We start from the raw sequence: 16,993 nt of genomic DNA on the forward strand, positions 1-16,993 counted from the left end.
AACCCGGTTTTCGGCACGACGCGATAGCGCGTCAGTCGGCCCGTTCTTCCCAGACCTTTGCCAGTTCCACAATTGTTTTCACGGCGACTTCCATGTCCTGAACGCTTATCCACTCGAGTGGCGAGTGGTAAGCATGGCCACCGGTATAGATATTGGGGCAGGGCAGGCCCATGAAGGACAGGCGCGAGCCATCGGTTCCGCCGCGAATGCTGTGCAGCACGGGGGTGAGGCCAACGCGGCGCACCGCTTCTTCGAGATTGTCCATCACCATCGGAACTTGGTCGAGCACCACTTTCATATTGCGATATTGCTGCTTGACCTCGAATCTGTAGGTCGATCCGGGATAGTCGCGCATCACATCGTGGGTGATCTCTTCCAGGAGCGCTTCTTTCTGCTCCAAGCCTTCATCCACAAAATCGCGGATGATGAATTTCAGGTGCGCTTCATCCATGGAGCCGCTGATGTCGGTGGGGTGAATGAAGCCCTGGCGGCCCTCGGTGGTTTCGGGGGTCTGGTCCTTCGGCAGCCGGCCAATGATGGCGCTGGCGATCTTGATGGCGTTTTCCATCCGGCCTTTGGCCGTGCCGGGATGGATCGCAACGCCGGTTATGGTGATATCCACGCCGTCCGCCGAAAATGTCTCGTTCTCGATCTCGCCGATCGTGCTGCCATCCATGGTGTAGCCAAAGGCTGCGCCCAGCTTTTTAAGATCCACCTTGTCGGCACCTCGGCCAATCTCTTCATCAGTGGTGAAGAGGATCTTGATGGCGCCATGCCGGATGTGCGGATTGTCGATCAGGAACTGCGCCGCCGTCATGATTTCGGCAATACCCGCCTTGTCGTCGGCACCCAGCAGCGTGGTGCCGTCGGTGGTGACAATGTCATGGCCGATTTGCGTGGCGAGCTGCGGATTGTCGCTGACCCGGATGATCTGATTGGCGTCGCCGGACAGAACGATATCTCCGCCCTGATAGTTTTTCAGCAGCTGCGGCTTCACATTCGTGCCGGTGAAATCCGGTGCCGTATCCATATGCGAGCAGAAGCAGATCACCGGAACCGGCTTGTCGACATTGGCGGGAATGGTCGCATAGACATTGCCGTGCTCATCCAGATGGGCGTCGGAAAGGCCCATGGCCAGCAATTCACTCACCAGCACATGGCCGAGGTTTTTCTGTTTTTCCGTGGAAGGCTGGCTGGTTGATTCGGGGTCTGACTGGGTGTCGATGACGACATAGCGCAGGAAACGGTCGAGAATTGTATCGGGCATGCGGGCGGTCCATCACGGTTTGTGGCTATGGTTGGTGGCCACGGGTTTGGGGCGGGGTCGGGCTTTGCCCATCCGCAGGATATGCGATGCCGACCTGCGGCACCTGCAATTTTACAGTATTCAATTTGCGACATTATTGGCGCAAAAGAGATCTTGTAAATGTAAGCGTTTCACAAGACGAAGGTTTGCTCAACCCATTTGTAACGTCTCCGCATTTTTATCTTTCACCATTGGCAACGGCCAATACTCAAGCAAACACTGTCAGAAATGACCCTGTCGACGGACGGTTCCGTGACATGACATCCGTCTCTTTATTGTCGCGCAAGACTAAGAGAGCGTCATGATATTTGCTTTTTCATATGCATCCTAAGAGAGTATTTTGATTTAATGTTGCGGCGCAGAAAAATAGCTGTGCTTTGATAAGGACTCGTGGAATTGAACGGAATTTGAAAATTTCAATATTTTAAATTGTCATGACATCTATCAAATTTAGAATTCAAATAATTGTAATTTATACGTAAAATATCCTGATTTTTTGCCCATCGATAAAAAGGGATTTTGAAATAATAACGGAAAAGTGATTGATGTTTTTGCTGCGCAGCAACAGAAATCACATTTTCGTCCTCGAAATAAATTACTCTCGGTTGTGTAAGCGGGGAATGGTTAAAGGGATCGGTTTGGTCCAGCCCTGCACGATAACCAGCCGGATTGCTGTTTCAAATCCGCGTGGCTCACGACACGGATGCAATGCATCCCGGCTTCAATATCTAGCCAGCTATTTATCAGGAGGACTTTTGCAATGAGTGATTTTTTGAAGCGCCTTTCGAGTTTTCGGGAAGAAGTATTTCCAACCCATTCGGGTCTCTATCGCAAATTGGCCCGTGAAGGACAGCAGCCCCAGGCCTTGATGATTTCCTGCGCCGATAGCCGGGTCATGCCGGAAGTGATTACCCAGTCCGGCCCTGGCGAATTGTTCGTATGCCGCAACGCGGGCAATATCGTTCCACCGTTCTCGACCATGAATGGCGGTGTTTCCTCGGCCATCGAATATGCTGTCGTGGCGCTTGGCGTGCGCGACATCGTTGTTTGCGGCCATTCCGATTGCGGTGCCATGAAGGGTCTGTGCAATCACGAACTGCTGGCGCCAATGCCCAATGTAGCCGCCTGGTTGCGCCATAGCCACGCTGCTTATTCCATCGTCTGCGAGGCCTATCCTGATGATCTGCCGCACAAGGACAAGGTGCGGGCTGTAGCGATGGAAAATGTGGTCATTCAAATCGATCACCTGAAGACCCACCCTTCGGTCGCCGCCAAACTCGCCACCAATGACATTAACCTGCATGGCTGGTTCTTCGACATCGAGACCGGCGAGGTGCAGGTCTACGATGGCGCGGAGAAACGCTTCCTGGTGATCGAAGGTGAAAAGCCGCTGCCGGTTGCGGTTTCCGGGCGTGCCACGCCGCATATCATGGCCGATCCTTTCGTAGCGGTTGCGGCGGAGTGAGGCGATGGAAAAAACCAGTTCAGCTCTGACACGGGACATTGCCTCGTCCATCGTCGTCTTTCTCGTCGCCATTCCGCTTTGCCTCGGCATTGCCATCGCATCCGGCGTACCGGTGGCGATGGGCCTCGTCTCCGGCATTGTCGGCGGCATTGTTATCGGCGTGATCGCCGGTTCCCCCTTGCAGGTCTCCGGCCCGGCGGCAGGCCTTGCGGTGATCGTCTTCGGCTTCGTTGAGGAATATGGGCTTGTTCTTCTGGGGCCGGTATTGATCGTTGCCGGGTTTTTGCAGGTCCTGGCCGGCTATCTCAAGCTCGGCTCGTGGTTTCGCGCCATTTCGCCTGCCGTCGTGCATGGCATGCTGGCGGGAATCGGTATCCTGATCGTCCTTGGCCAGGTCCATGTGCTGATGGACGCCAAGCCCGCCGCCGGTGGCGTTGAAAATGTCGCCGCCATGGATGAGACCATCGGCAAGGTGATCAGCGGCGGCATGAGCAATCACAGCATAGCGCTCATTATCGGCCTGATCTCTTTGCTGGCCATGGTTGGTTGGGAAAAATTGCGGCCAGCCCGGCTGCGGCTGGTGCCGGGGGCATTGATCGGCGTAGCCGCCGGAACCTTGCTGGCGGTCGGCCTCGACCTGCCGATTGCCCGGGTTCAGGTTCCGGCCACCCTGCTGGAAGGCATTCGCCTGCCAACGATGGAAAGCTTTGCCGGGCTTGCACAGCCGGGGGTGATCGCCACCGTGCTGATCATCGCAGTGATTGCCAGCGCCGAAACCCTGCTATCGGCTGCCGCCGTTGACAGAATGCATGATGGCGAACGCACCCGTTTCAACAAGGAACTGGTGGCGCAGGGCGTCGGCAATAGCCTGTGCGGCCTGCTGGGTGCCCTGCCGGTAACCGGCGTTATCGTTCGCTCTTCTGCCAATATCCAGGCAGGCGCTGCAACGCGCCGCTCTACTATTTTCCATGGTGTCTGGATTCTGGCTCTGGTGGCGCTTTTGCCGCAATTGCTGGGCGTCGTGCCTTTGACCGCTCTCGCGGCCGTGCTTTTGGTAACCGGCTGGCGACTGGTGAGCTTGCAGCATGTGCGCCACCTGTTCGATCATCACGGCTGGGTGCCGGTCGCGGTCTGGGCCACGACGGTCAGTCTTGTCGTCGTTCAGGATCTTCTGGTGGGGGTTGCGGTCGGCCTGTTTCTCTCTATCATGGAAATCATTCCGTTCCTGCGCCGTAAACTGCATATCGACCATCATGAGAATGATGATTCGATCCAGTTGAAGCTGAATGGCGTCGGGACCTGCCGGGACGTTCCAGCATTGCTGGCCACACTGGAATCGCTTCCTGACGGAAAGAAAGTGCTGATCACGCCTGCGGGTCTGCATTATGTCGATCACACCTATGCCGAAACCCTGACGGAATGGGTGACGCGCGAAAGACGGGCAGGGCGACCGCTCGAGGTGAGCGCTTCCAGTCAGCTTGCCCCGAAAGTTGCCTCCATGGTGGATCGGCTCTGCGTCAAGCCTGCATAGGTAAAGTCACGTCGGACACAGAAAAGGGGCGGCTCATGAAGTCGCCCCTTCTTTTATATTGGCTGTTGGCTGGAGAGAAAATTACTCTTCGATAACATCCTTTTTCTCGTCCTTGCGGGTCGCCCACAGAGATCCAACAATACCAGCTGCCAGGATGGCCAGCGTGATGGTTAGCGACAGCAGCGGCGGGATCTTGGCGATACCCAGCATGTCGGCAAGAAAGATCTTCGAGCCGATGAAGATCAGAACGACCGACAACGCATATTTCAGGTAAGCGAAGCGGTGGATAAGGGCGGATAGCGCGAAGTAGAGGGCGCGCAGGCCGAGGATGGCGAAAATATTCGAGGTGTAGACGATATAGGGATCAGTGGTGATCGCAAAAATCGCCGGGATCGAATCGACCGCAAACACCAGGTCGACGAATTCCACCATGATCAGCGCCAGAAGCAGCGGCGTGATGTAGGTTTTCAGCTTACCAGTCGTTTCGTCCTGCTTTCGCACCACGAAACTGTCGCCTTCCAACTTGTCGGTGACAGGCAGGTAGCGCCGCGCCAGCTTCAAGGCCTGGTTGTTGGCGACATCATATTGGCTGTCGGCCGATAGCAGCATTTTGACACCGGTAAACACCAGGAAGGCCGCAAAGAAATACAGAACCCAGTGATAGCTTTCGACGATAGCCGCACCTGCCGCAATCATGATGCCGCGCAGCACGATCACGCCGAGAATACCGTAGAGCAGCACCCGGTGCTGATAGGCGCGAGGGATGGCGAAATAGCCGAAGATCATGGCGATGACGAAGATATTGTCCATCGCCAGGCTTTTTTCGATGACAAAGCCCGTCAGATATTCAAGTCCGGCTTGCGGACCCGATTGCCACCATATCCAGCCGCCGAACAACACGCCCAGAGTGATGTAGAAGGCCGAGAAAGCAAAGCTTTCGGCCATGCCGATCTCCTTGCTGTTCTTATGCAGAACACCAAGATCGAGAACCAGAAGAAATAGAACGATTGCAAGGAAGAAAAGCCACATCCATGTTGGCTTGCCCATAAAATCGACCCAAAGAAAATCCATCGAGGGTTTCCTTTGCCGGAGGGTTTTTGTTGCAGTTCCGACATCACGGGTATCCGGCACTCGCGTCAGAGGGGCCCGGAACTGCTGATACAGCGGTAAATGAGGCGGGCCTGCCACGAGTTCAAGGCCGGTGCTTGACATTTGTGACGGCTCTGCGTAGAGACCCGTCCAACGCCGGGTGGAAACGCCCGGTGTTTTTACGACATGTCCCGTGGAGGCTCCGCTTTTTTAGGTGTGAGCCGCCTGTCAGGAAAGCCGAAAGGCGATCCAGAGGAGGGCGTGTTTCCCAAAATGGGTTCTAAAAGGCCCAATAACAACAAGAGGAAATACGATGAGCAAGCGCGCATCTTCCAAGTATAAAATCGACCGCCGTATGGGCGAAAACATCTGGGGCCGTCCGAAGTCCCCGGTCAACCGTCGCGAATATGGCCCCGGCCAGCACGGTCAGCGCCGCAAGGGCAAGCTTTCCGACTTCGGTGTGCAGCTGCGCGCCAAGCAGAAGCTGAAGGGCTACTACGGCGACCTGCGTGAAAAGCAGTTCCGCGCCACCTACGACGAAGCCAACCGTCGTAAGGGCGATACTTCCGAGAACCTGATCGGCCTCCTGGAATCGCGTCTGGACGCCATCGTCTACCGCGCCAAGTTCGTGCCGACGGTGTTTGCTGCTCGCCAGTTCGTCAACCACGGCCACGTTTCGGTCAATGGCGTCAAGGTCAATATCGGTTCCTACCGCTGCAAGGCTGGTGACGTTATTGAAGTGCGTCAGAAGTCCAAGCAACTGGCCATCGTTCTGGAAGCCACGCAGCTCGCCGAACGTGACGTTCCCGATTATATCGAAGTTGATCACAACAAGATGGTTGCTACCTTCGTTCGCGTACCAACCCTGACGGACGTTCCTTACGCCGTCATCATGGAACCGCAGCTGGTCGTCGAATTCTACTCGCGTTGATTTCGATCTGAAATTCGAGAAAGCCGCCTTTACGGGCGGCTTTTTCTGTTTGCAGCGCAGCAAAATTCGATAATGATGCCTGTCGGCTTCTGCACGAAAAACCGGACTGTCATGCATCTGCCGGGATGAGCAACAGCCCGGCATGGGGAACCCAGATGGATTTGCAGGCAATTGTTGACGACATTGTCGGTGAGATGCAGCCCCGACTTGGGGAAGGCAAGGTCGCGGACTATATTCCCGAGCTTGCGACGATTGATCCGAAGCAATTCGGCATCGCCATCACCACGGTCGACGGCCAGACCTTTACCGCAGGCGATGCGGCAGTGCCATTTTCCATCCAGAGCATTTCCAAGGTGTTCATGCTGACGCTGGCGCTTGGAAAAACGGGTGAGGGCGTGTGGAAGCGGGTCGGGCGAGAGCCCTCCGGCTCATCCTTCAACTCCATCGTTCAGCTGGAGCATGAGCATGGTATTCCGCGCAACCCCTTCATCAATGCGGGCGCCATCGTTGTGACGGATATGGTGCTGGCCGGACACAAGCCGCGCGAAGCCATCGGTGAATTCCTGCGCTTCATGCAGTTCCTGGCCGATGACGACACCATTACCATCGACCGGAAGGTGGCGCAGTCTGAGCAGACGACTGGCTACCGTAATTTCGCACTGGCCAATTTCATGAGCGGTTTTGGTAATCTGCACCACGCGGTGGAGATGGTGCTGGGTGTTTATTTCCATCAATGCGCGCTGGCGATGAGCTGTGTGCAACTCTCCCATGCGGGTCTGTATCTTGCCAACCGGGGTACAAATCCGCTTAGTGGCTTTTCCGTGGTCTCGCCGAAGCGGGCGCGGCGCATCAACGCCTTGATGCTGACCTGCGGCCATTATGATGGCTCGGGGGATTTTGCCTATCATGTCGGCTTGCCCGGCAAGAGCGGCGTGGGCGGCGGCATCCTGGCGATAGCGCCGGGCAAGGCCTCTATTGCAGTGTGGTCTCCGGGATTGAACAAAGTCGGCAATTCGGCGCTTGGATCGGAAGCGCTCGAACTGCTGGCAACCCGGACCGGCTGGTCGGTTTTTGGAAATTGATGTGAGAGCGGTTTTTGCTTTTCGGTGAAAAGTGATGCCTGGAGAATGCAGGGTCGATAGGCATAAAGTTCGGCGCGCATTCATGCCGTGACTATGATATAGCGGGCAAAAGGCCTGCAGGAGTGGGACAAGTCTTGAACGTGATCTCGGATATGAAAATCAATGCGGCGCCGCTATGCATCGTTGCCGATGGCTATGGCCTGTCGCCGGGCGTCAATCAGGCAATCAGGACGCTGCTTAGCGAGGGCAAGGTGCGTGGCACCGGCTGCATGACCGTGTTTGCCGATTGGCGCGACGAGGCTTCTCTGTTGCTGCCAGTGATCGACAGATGTGGCGGCGCCATCGGCCTGCACCTGACGCTGACCAATTTCCTGCCTTTGAGCGGTGTGCAGCCCATGTGCTCCTTCCGCCGTCGTCTGACACAATCCTTCATGGGCGGTGTCGACAAAGGCAAGCTGCAACGCGAGCTGGATGCGCAGCTCAACGCTTTTATTGATGTGATTGGCCGCGTGCCTGATTATATCGACGGTCATCAACACATTCATTTCCTGCCCGTCGTGCGGGAATGGTTGGTGGCGCGACGTGATCTGCTGATCAGCCCGCGCGGCAACAGTCCTTGGCTGCGTGGTGAGCCGGATGCACGGCTGGCGACCAGCCTTGCCCAGCGCGCCAAGATCAGCCTGGTGCAGCGCATGGCACGCGGCTTCAATGCGGAAATGCAGGCGGCGGGCTATACGATCAAGGGACCGTTGACCGGTTTTTACGAGCGCGGCAAGCCGAACGGCTTTGCCGATGCGCTTCGCTATTTTCGCAGCCATGCGCCACGTGACGCGGTTGTCATGTGCCATCCCGGCCATTCGGATGCGATCCTGCGGGCGCGTGACCGGCTGATGATGGCCCGCGAGGTTGAATTTGCCGAGCTGATGCGCCAATAAGAGAAAATCCGCCCGATTGGCAGTGGCGGCAGTCAACATTTGTTCAAGGACGAGCTGCTTCAGCATCGATTCTTGGTTTAAGCAAATCAGCGGACAGGGCCGCATCCTCACATGAATCTTGCTTTTGCGGGAAACGGGGCGGAACGCGCCGGATTAGATGACGTAGAGGATGGGCAGGAGAGCGTCCGCCATCCGCTGTTTAATGACGCACCGCAGTCAGTCTCCTTTAACAAGCTGCGCAAGCGTTTGCTGCGCCACGTGCGTCAGGCGATCGACGATTTTGGCATGTTGAACGGCCAGAAGCGCTGGCTTATCGGGCTTTCCGGCGGCAAGGATAGCTATGGCCTTTTGGCGTTGTTGATGGACCTGAAATGGCGCGGCCTGCTGCCCGTCGAATTGATCGCCTGCAATCTCGACCAGGGCCAGCCGAATTTTCCCAAGCATGTCCTGCCGGAGTATCTGAAATCCATCGGCATTGCCCACCGCATCGAATATCGGGACACTTATTCCATTGTGAAGGAAAAGGTCCCGGCGGGCGGCACTTATTGTTCGCTCTGTTCGCGGCTGCGGCGTGGTAATCTCTATCGCATCGCCCGCGAAGAAGGCTGCGATGCGCTGGTGCTTGGCCATCACCGCGAAGACATTCTCGAAACCTTCTTCATGAATTTCTTCCATGGCGGACGGTTGGCGGCCATGCCGGCCAAGCTGCTGAACGATGAGGGAGATCTGTTCGTGATGCGGCCGCTGGCCTATGCGGCGGAAGACGATCTCGCCAAATTCGCTGCTGCCATGCAGTTTCCAATCATTCCCTGCGATCTCTGCGGGTCGCAGGACGGCTTGCAGCGCAACGCCATGAAGGACATGCTGGCCGGGATCGAAGCCAAGATGCCGGGCCGCAAGGATGCGATGCTGCGGGCGTTGTCGCATGTGAACCCCTCGCATCTGCTTGATCCCGCACTTTTTGATTTTTCCGGGCTGGTTGTCACGAAGCCGTCATAAGGCGGGCGCATCGAGTTTTTGACATTTCACCAGCCTTAAGAAAGTGCCTCCCGTGTTTCAAGACCGTGATATCGACGCCGTCCTGCAAATCGTCAAGGACGCCGCCGCTAGCCAGATCGTGCCTCGTTTTCGGCGTCTGGGTGTTTCCGATATATCCGAGAAGAAATCCTCTATCGATCTCGTCACCGAGGCCGATCTTCTGTCGGAAAAACAGATGACGGAAGCCTTTCTCGCCCGCTGGCCCGGCGCACTGATCGTCGGAGAGGAGGCTTGCGAAACCAATCCTGACGTGATCGACGCCTTGAGGGACGCCGAACTGGCATTCGTCATCGATCCGGTCGATGGAACATTCAATTTTCAGGCAGGCCTTCCGTTGCATGCCACCAATCTCGCCGTCGTGGTGCGGGGTGAGACCGTCGCGGGGATTATTCACGAATCGGTGCTTGGCGATACGCTGGTGGCCTCTCGCGGTGCCGGTGCGCAGTTTTTGCGCGCCAATGGCGAGCGCGTGCCGGTCAAAGTGGCCGCCCCTTGCGATCTCTCGTCCATGGTGGGAACGATTTCCATCAATGAACTGAAGGGTGAGGAAAAGCGCCGCATTGCCGGTAATCTCACCAAAACCAAGATGGCTTTTGCTTTCAATTGCTCCGCCTATGAATATTGGCTGGTTGCCACCGGCAAGGTCCATTTTATCGGCCATTACAAATTGATGCCCTGGGACCATTTGGCTGGCGTGTTGATCCACCAAGAGGCGGGCGGCGTGACAGCCCGGTTCGACGGCAGCCCCTATCGTCCCGGCGACATCACCGGCGGCATCCTGACGGCACCGGATCGCGACAGTTGGGAGATGGTCCTCCGCGAAGTGATCCAGGCGCGATAAGACGAACGACATTTTAAAAGGAACAGACATGGCCGATATCGACATTGCAGCCCTTGCCAATCTTCTGCAGGAAGCGGCAGTCACGGAAATCCTGCCGCGTTTTCGCAATCTGGGCGAGGGCGATGTGCGGATGAAAACCGAGGCCATCGATCTGGTCACTGAGGCTGATGAAGCTGCCGAGCGGCTGATCCACAGCCGTATCAAGGAACTCATGCCGGATGCGGTGTTCATCGGCGAGGAAGCGGTTGCCGCAGATCCTGCTCTGCTCGACAAGCTGGCGGATGCCGAGCTTGCCGTGATTGTCGATCCGATTGACGGCACGTTCAATTTCGCTGCCGGCATGCCGCTGTTCGGGGTCATGCTCAGCGTCGTGCGCCATGGCGAAACGGTTGCGGGCCTGATTTACGACCCGATGGGCAATGATTGGGCAATCGTTGAAAAGGGCAGCGGTGCCTGGCTCTGCAAACCCGATGGCAATCAGGAAAAGATGGAGGTGCGCCCGGCACCCGATCTTGCTCAGATGATTGGCATTGCCAATGTCGGCTTTTTCGAGCTGGAGGCGCGCCGCAAGCTGCTGGTTAATCTGGCCGAGGTGCGGCTGTTCACCAGCTATCGCTGTGCTGCCCACGAATACCGTATTCTCTGCCAGGGCCATATGCATTTTGCCATGTATAACAAGCTGATGCCCTGGGATCATCTGGCCGGAACGCTGATGGCTCAGGAATCGGGAGCCTATGCAGCTAGGTTCGACGGCTCCGCATACCTGCCGCACCACACCAGCGGCGGTCTGCTGATCGCCCCCGACAAGGAGAGCTGGACAGAATTGCGCGAAAAGATTTTCAACGTTTGAAAACTTCGATTACCCAATAAAAAAGCCACGGCAGGTGATCTGCCGTGGCTTTTTTGTTCGGATATCCGATTGTCAGACTTTGGGGTTATGCGGCTGGAACAGCTTGCCCTTTTCGGCAATCAGCACGAAGATCAGGCCGATCACGCCGAGAATGAAATAGCCAGCGACTAGGGGCCGAGCCGTACCATCGAAGGCTTGACCGACCACGGCGCCGATGACCGAGCCGCCGACGGTGGAGATGAAGCCGAGCACCGATGAGGCGGTTCCGGCGACATGGCCGAGCGGTTCGATGGCGAGCGTCTGGAAATTGCCGCCGATCCAGCCGAACTGGAACATGGAGACCGCGAAAAAAGCCATGAAAATAACGAAGGGCAGTGGTGTCGGCCCGAAGGTTTCAGCCAGCAACCACAGGGCATTGATGGTGATGAAACCAAGAAGCGATGCATGCGACAGGCGCCGCATCCCAATCCGACCCACCAGCTTCGAGTTTACGTAGGATGACAGCGCCATGAAAATCGCCACGCCAGCAAAAGCGAAGGGGAACCAGACACCGAGACCGTAAATGCCCATGTAGATCTGTTGGGCAGAGTTGATGAAGCCGAACAGCGCCCCGAAGATGAAGGTGCTTGCCAAGGTGTAGAACAAGGCGATGCGATTGGTCAGGACGATCTTGAAGCCCTCGAAGATCACCTTGGGGGTGAATTCCCGGCGGTTTTCCGGGGTCAATGTTTCCGGAAGTCGCATGTGCATCCAGATGCTGGTGAGAATGCCGCCGACGGCAATGAACAGGAAGATCAGGTGCCAGTTGCCAAAGAACATGATGATTTGACCGGTTCCGGGAGCGACGACCGGGATGATCATGAAAACCATCATGATCAGCGACATCACCTCCGCCATCTGGCGGCCACCGTAGACATCGCGCACGATGGAAATGGTGATGACCCGGGTTCCAGCCGAGCCGGCACCCTGGATGAAGCGCAGGATCAGCAATCCGGCGAAGCTTGGCACAATGGTGATCGCCAGTGCTGCCAGAACATAGACGATGAGACCGATCAACATCGGCGTGCGCCGCCCGAACCGATCCGACAGCGGGCCATAGATCAATTGCGCGCACCCAAACCCGATCAGGTATGACGTCACGACATATTGCCGGTGATTTTCATTGACGACATTGAGGGCTTCGCCGATCTGCTGCAAGGCAGGAAGCATGATGTCGATCGCCAACGCGTTCATTGCCATCAATGCGGCGCAGAGAAAGACGAATTCCAGCTTGCTCATGCCTTGCAAGGCAGCTGGAGCGGAACGAATGGGAGCTGTCATGGGAAAACATGTCCTGGAAAATCAAAAGGCGTCGCAAGGCGCGACGCCCTTATCAGATACTGCATTAATCCCTCAATCGGAATCGATTATGAGAGCCGTGCTGTCGATAGGCTTGTAGCTGACCGCTGTGTGCGTCAAATTTGCCGCACCGCAATATGCGCAAAGGGGCCGAAGGGGACAAGCCCGGAATACTACCGGGCTTTATCCAGTTCGCGTCAGGCGGCGCCGCGAACGGCAATGCCCTTTTCCTCGAGGTGAGACTGCAATTCACCGGCCTGGAACATTTCCCGGACGATATCGCATCCGCCGATGAATTCGCCCTTCACATAAAGCTGCGGAATGGTCGGCCAGTTGGAATAGGTCTTGATGCCTTCGCGAATTTCCTGGTCGGCGAGCACATTGATGCCCTTGTAGTCGATGCCGAGATAATCGAGCATCTGTACGACCTGGCCCGAAAATCCGCATTGCGGAAACTGGGGCGTGCCCTTCATGAAAAGCACGACATCATTGCTTTTTACAGCATTATCAATGAATTCGTTTACACCGCTCATGGATTTATCCTTTCACATGCGGGTCAAGGCCGCAGTATTCCATTGCCTATATAGGCGCATTTTACCGAAATTTCAAAAGTCAAAACGGCGGTTAACCGCGATCAGCCCCGATTGCGGGTGACGCGCCGGGCCTGACGGGCAGCCTTGTTGCGGGTATTCGCTCGCGTCGGCTCGACCTTCTTGTCGGCAGCAGGCGCATTCAACCGTTGCAGGCGGGCCTGCTTGTATTTCTTTCGGTCGGACATTTCAGCTTTCACCGATTTGATCAGTGAGGAGAAAAACGAGGTAATCGGGTTGCTCATGATGATGTGATACCGTCAGGCTTCGGGGATGGAGGTTTGCAGGGCGAGGGCATGCAGCACCCCGCCCATATTGCCTTTCAGGGCATCGTAGACCATCTGGTGCTGCTGCACGCGCGACTTGCCGCGAAAGGCTTCGGCCACGACTTCAGCGGCATAGTGGTCGCCATCGCCAGCCAGATCGCGGATGACGACCTTGGCGCCGGGAATACCCGCTTTGATCATGTCTTCGATATCGCCGGGCTTCATAGCCATGGTTCTGCTCCCATTCTGATCTCTTTGCGCGCCTGATATTTACTGCGCGGCGGCCAGGGTTTCAGCCTTGCCATCCATGAAGTCAGGGAACCACGATTCATGCGTGTTGCGCAATTCCTCAACGGTGATTGTACACATACCGTCGATGACAAGCGCATCGCCGCCAACCTTGCCAAGACGGCGGAACGGTACACCCGCACCTTCAGCATTCGCACAGATGAAATTGGCAAGATCAGCCGGAACCGTGACAACATAGCGGGCCTGGTCTTCACCAAACAGCAGCGCATGGGCTGGGCCGCGGCTTTCTGACAGGTCGATGGAAAGGCCCTTGGACGAGGCCATCGCCATTTCGGCCAGAGCAATCCCGAGACCACCAGAGGAAATGTCATGGCAGGCAGTTACCTGACCATTGCGGATCGCCGAGCGGATGAAATCGCCATTGCGGCGCTCGGCATGCAGGTCCACCTCAGGCGCCGGGCCATCGGTGCGGCCAAGAAGGTCACGCAGATAGATCGAGCTGCCGAGATGGGAGCCATCGGTGCCGATCAGTAGAACATGATCGCCATCCTGGGCGCCGCCGATTTTCGCCATCCGGCTCCAGTCGGGCAACAGGCCAACGCCGGCAATGGTCGGGGTCGGTAGGATCGCGACGCCATTGGTTTCGTTATACAGCGACACATTGCCCGAGACGATCGGGAAATCCAGCGCCCGGCAGGCTTCGCCGATGCCCTTGATGGCTTCCACCAGCTGGCCCATGATTTCGGGCTTTTCGGGATTGCCGAAGTTGAGGTTGTCGGTGGCGGCCAGCGGCTCGGCGCCGGTCGCGGTAATGTTGCGCCAGCATTCAGCCACGGCCTGCTTACCGCCTTCAAACGGATCGGCTTCGACATAACGCGGCGTGACATCCGAGGAGAAGGCCAGTGCCTTGGTCGGATGATTTTCCACCCGCACTACGCCCGCGTCACCGCCGGGAAGCTGAAGCGAATTCCCCTGGATCAGCGTATCATATTGTTCATAGACCCAGCGGCGGCTGGACTGGTTGGCCGAACCGACCAGCGACAGAATAGCGGCGCGGTAATCGGCTGGCTCGTCCACCAGATTGGCGGGCAGGGGGCCGCGCTTGTCTGATTCGCGCCATGGGCGGTCATATTCGGGTGCCTGATCGCCGAGATCCTTGATTGGCAGATTGGCGACTTCCTCGCCCTGATGCAGAATGCGGAAGCGCAGGTCATCGGTGGTTTTGCCGACAATGGCAAAGTCTAGGCCCCATTTGACGAAGATCGCCTTGGCGACCTCTTCCTTGGATGGCTCCAGCACCATCAGCATGCGCTCCTGGCTTTCCGAGAGCATCATTTCATAGGCGGTCATGTTTTCTTCGCGCACCGGCACGGTGTCGAGGTCAAGCTCGATGCCGAGATCGCCCTTGGCACCCATTTCCACCGCCGAACAGGTGAGACCTGCGGCACCCATGTCCTGAATGGCGATGACCGCACCGGTCTTCATCAGTTCAAGGCAGGCTTCCAGCAGGCATTTTTCGGTGAAGGGGTCGCCGACCTGTACGGTCGGGCGCTTTTCGTCGATGGATTCATCGAATTCCGCCGATGCCATGGTCGCGCCACCGACGCCATCGCGGCCAGTCTTGGCACCGAGATAGACGACCGGCAGGCCAACGCCCTTGGCTTCCGACAGGAAGATCGCGTCCGACTTTGCAAGGCCAGCGGCAAAGGCGTTGACCAGGATATTGCCGTTATAGCGCTCGTCGAATTCCACTTCGCCGCCCACGGTGGGAACGCCAAAGGCATTGCCATAGCCGCCGACGCCAGCCACAACGCCGGAGACGAGATGCCGTGTCTTCGGATGATCCGGTGCGCCGAAGCGCAGCGCGTTCATGGCGGCAATCGGACGCGCGCCCATGGTGAAAACGTCGCGCAGAATGCCGCCGACGCCGGTCGCAGCACCTTGATAAGGTTCGATATAAGAAGGGTGGTTGTGGCTTTCCATCTTGAAGACCACGCAATCGCCGTCATCGATATCGACCACGCCTGCATTTTCGCCGGGGCCTTGAATAACGCGAGCGCCCGTGGTGGGCAGGGTACGCAGCCAGCGCTTGGAGGACTTGTAGGAACAATGTTCGTTCCACATGGCCGAGAAAATACCAAGCTCGGTAAATGTCGGCTCCCGTCCGATCAATTGCAGAATCCGGTCATATTCCTCCGGCTTCAGGCCATGGGAGGCTACCAGTTCCGGGGTGATCGGGATGGAATTCGGGATCGTCATGGCTCTCTCTTGCACTGGGAGTGAGAATTTTGCCGCCCTTTTATAACAGGCAATTCATTCGCGCGACTGGAAAATGTGGCTGCGGCGGGTAAAATGCGGCCTTTCCAAGGTTTGCGTGTCGATGGCTTATCTGTGGCCGGATCTGCGCAAATTCCAGGGCTGGTGAAAGCGCTGTTTATGGCATCTCAGACAATCTGTTTGGGGATAGACCATTTCTTTTCACATTTTCGCCCCGGCCTGCGGTAAACTTATGCGCGATGTAAGCGAGGCAGATGAGCCTGTGTTACAGCCATGCGAAACATCTGCCCGCTTTGCCGGGCCGGTTGGAATTCTAGACAGGTGCCTTTGTGATCGATCCTTATGTCATGCTGGGTTTGGAGCGCGATGCCGATGAGGCGGCGGTCAAGGCGGCGTATCGCAAGAAGGCCAAGAGCGCCCATCCAGATGCCGGCGGCGACCCGGATGAATTTGGCAGGATCACTACGTCCTATGATCTCTTGAAGGATCCGGTTCGCCGTAAGGTCTATGATGATACCGGCTATGATCCGCAATTGGCCGATGTTGCCGACCTGAAGGGCTTGATGGTGCTGGAATCGCTGATTAACGACATGATTCTTGACGAGCGCGAGCCCGGCAGTTTCGATCCGGTCGCGGGCCTGCGCCGCAAGTTGACGGACGATATCCTCAAAGCCCGGTTTCATATTCTGGAACTGGAGCGTCACCGCACCCGTATCCGCAAGCATGTGGATCGTATTGGCCGGCGACCTGAAACCGATGTGCTCGGCTCTATGTTGCGCGCCCGCACCCAGTCGATTGCCGAAGCGATCAAGAATGCCGAAACCCAGATCGACGCCATCGAGCGCGCCTATTCCATGCTAGAGGGCTATTCCTACGAGCTGGAACCACTGGTGGAGACGCTGTCCGATCCTGTTCCGGATCTGCCGAAGGCGGCCGAATAGCATCGGCCGAATAGCATCGGCCCGCAAAGTGTGGCGCGGTTTTCGGATAAGCCGATGCTTGGGGAAGCGATCGGCCCGAAAAGTGTGGAGCGGTTTTTGGCGCGCCATCATTCAAAAAAATAATCCAAGCAAAAACGCATTGTTTTTTGCCAAGTTGATTCGTCGTGGCTTGGCTGTCTCAAAAACGCACATCGAATGGCTCCCTGGAATAAAGCTGGGTCATTTTGGAGCGTCGCGGATTTAGGTCGTTAACTCGCCCTTAAG

General features: G+C 56.9%; 16 protein-coding genes. 9 read left to right on the top strand and 7 right to left on the bottom strand.

What is annotated here, in order from left to right; all coding sequences use genetic code 11:
* Nucleotides 1-31: 31 nt before the first annotated feature.
* Nucleotides 32-1,267, bottom strand: coding sequence for a peptidase T (pepT, locus tag FS819_RS05940; protein ID WP_156550648.1), 1,236 nt, complete (start codon nucleotides 1,265-1,267; stop codon nucleotides 32-34).
* Nucleotides 1,268-2,066: 799 nt separating this feature from the next.
* Here pepT and FS819_RS05945 point away from each other — a divergent pair.
* Nucleotides 2,067-2,771, top strand: a complete 705-nt coding sequence (locus FS819_RS05945) for a carbonic anhydrase (RefSeq protein ID WP_156550647.1) — start codon at nucleotides 2,067-2,069, stop codon at nucleotides 2,769-2,771.
* Between the two features lie 4 nt (nucleotides 2,772-2,775).
* Nucleotides 2,776-4,302: a SulP family inorganic anion transporter gene (locus FS819_RS05950; RefSeq protein ID WP_156550646.1), complete on the top strand. Its 1,527-nt coding sequence runs from the start codon at nucleotides 2,776-2,778 to the stop codon at nucleotides 4,300-4,302.
* Nucleotides 4,303-4,383: 81 nt separating this feature from the next.
* Here the strand turns inward: FS819_RS05950 and FS819_RS05955 are convergent, their stop codons facing one another.
* Nucleotides 4,384-5,373: a TerC family protein gene (locus FS819_RS05955; RefSeq protein WP_156550645.1), complete on the bottom strand. Its 990-nt coding sequence runs from the start codon at nucleotides 5,371-5,373 to the stop codon at nucleotides 4,384-4,386.
* Between the two features lie 331 nt (nucleotides 5,374-5,704).
* Between FS819_RS05955 and rpsD the strand changes: the two genes are divergently transcribed.
* From rpsD to FS819_RS05985, 6 genes are all read left to right on the top strand, one after another.
* The gene (gene rpsD, locus FS819_RS05960) at nucleotides 5,705-6,322 is read left to right on the top strand and encodes a 30S ribosomal protein S4 (RefSeq protein ID WP_156550644.1); all 618 of its coding nucleotides are present in this window, start codon (nucleotides 5,705-5,707) and stop codon (nucleotides 6,320-6,322) included.
* 155 nt (nucleotides 6,323-6,477) lie between these two features.
* Nucleotides 6,478-7,404, top strand: coding sequence for a glutaminase (locus FS819_RS05965; protein ID WP_156550643.1), 927 nt, complete (start codon nucleotides 6,478-6,480; stop codon nucleotides 7,402-7,404).
* A gap of 140 nt (nucleotides 7,405-7,544) precedes the next feature.
* A complete protein-coding gene (locus FS819_RS05970; protein WP_234624899.1) occupies nucleotides 7,545-8,339 on the top strand; it encodes a ChbG/HpnK family deacetylase in 795 nt (264 codons plus the stop codon).
* Nucleotides 8,340-8,450: 111 nt separating this feature from the next.
* Nucleotides 8,451-9,338, top strand: a complete 888-nt coding sequence (gene ttcA, locus FS819_RS05975; protein ID WP_156550641.1) for a tRNA 2-thiocytidine(32) synthetase TtcA — start codon at nucleotides 8,451-8,453, stop codon at nucleotides 9,336-9,338.
* Between the two features lie 43 nt (nucleotides 9,339-9,381).
* Nucleotides 9,382-10,218, top strand: a complete 837-nt coding sequence (locus FS819_RS05980; RefSeq protein WP_234624889.1) for an inositol monophosphatase family protein — start codon at nucleotides 9,382-9,384, stop codon at nucleotides 10,216-10,218.
* A 28-nt stretch (nucleotides 10,219-10,246) separates the two neighbouring features.
* Complete coding sequence (locus FS819_RS05985; RefSeq protein ID WP_156550640.1) at nucleotides 10,247-11,068, top strand: inositol monophosphatase family protein; 822 nt, start codon at nucleotides 10,247-10,249, stop codon at nucleotides 11,066-11,068.
* Between the two features lie 72 nt (nucleotides 11,069-11,140).
* On the opposite strand, the gene FS819_RS05990 is transcribed toward FS819_RS05985, so the two are convergent.
* The 5 genes from FS819_RS05990 to purL all read right to left on the bottom strand — a co-directional run bounded on the left by FS819_RS05990 (nucleotide 11,141) and on the right by purL (nucleotide 15,770).
* Entirely contained in the window at nucleotides 11,141-12,346 is a 1,206-nt protein-coding gene (locus tag FS819_RS05990) for a multidrug effflux MFS transporter (protein WP_156550730.1), read from the bottom strand.
* Between the two features lie 257 nt (nucleotides 12,347-12,603).
* A complete protein-coding gene (gene grxD, locus FS819_RS05995) occupies nucleotides 12,604-12,939 on the bottom strand; it encodes a Grx4 family monothiol glutaredoxin (RefSeq protein WP_015915811.1) in 336 nt (111 codons plus the stop codon).
* Between the two features lie 101 nt (nucleotides 12,940-13,040).
* A complete protein-coding gene (locus FS819_RS06000; protein ID WP_060715654.1) occupies nucleotides 13,041-13,241 on the bottom strand; it encodes a hypothetical protein in 201 nt (66 codons plus the stop codon).
* Nucleotides 13,242-13,256: 15 nt separating this feature from the next.
* On the bottom strand, nucleotides 13,257-13,493 hold the full coding sequence (locus FS819_RS06005) for a BolA/IbaG family iron-sulfur metabolism protein (protein WP_015915812.1): 237 nt from the start codon (nucleotides 13,491-13,493) through the stop codon (nucleotides 13,257-13,259).
* A gap of 39 nt (nucleotides 13,494-13,532) precedes the next feature.
* Nucleotides 13,533-15,770: a phosphoribosylformylglycinamidine synthase subunit PurL gene (gene purL / locus FS819_RS06010; protein WP_156533191.1), complete on the bottom strand. Its 2,238-nt coding sequence runs from the start codon at nucleotides 15,768-15,770 to the stop codon at nucleotides 13,533-13,535.
* A gap of 365 nt (nucleotides 15,771-16,135) precedes the next feature.
* On the opposite strand from purL, the gene FS819_RS06015 reads away from it, so the two are divergent.
* Complete coding sequence (locus FS819_RS06015; protein ID WP_085946625.1) at nucleotides 16,136-16,729, top strand: DnaJ domain-containing protein; 594 nt, start codon at nucleotides 16,136-16,138, stop codon at nucleotides 16,727-16,729.
* Nucleotides 16,730-16,993: the final 264 nt, after the last annotated feature.

This window comes from Allorhizobium sp. Av2 (assembly GCF_021462805.2).
GTDB lineage: Bacteria > Pseudomonadota > Alphaproteobacteria > Rhizobiales > Rhizobiaceae > Allorhizobium > Allorhizobium vitis_G.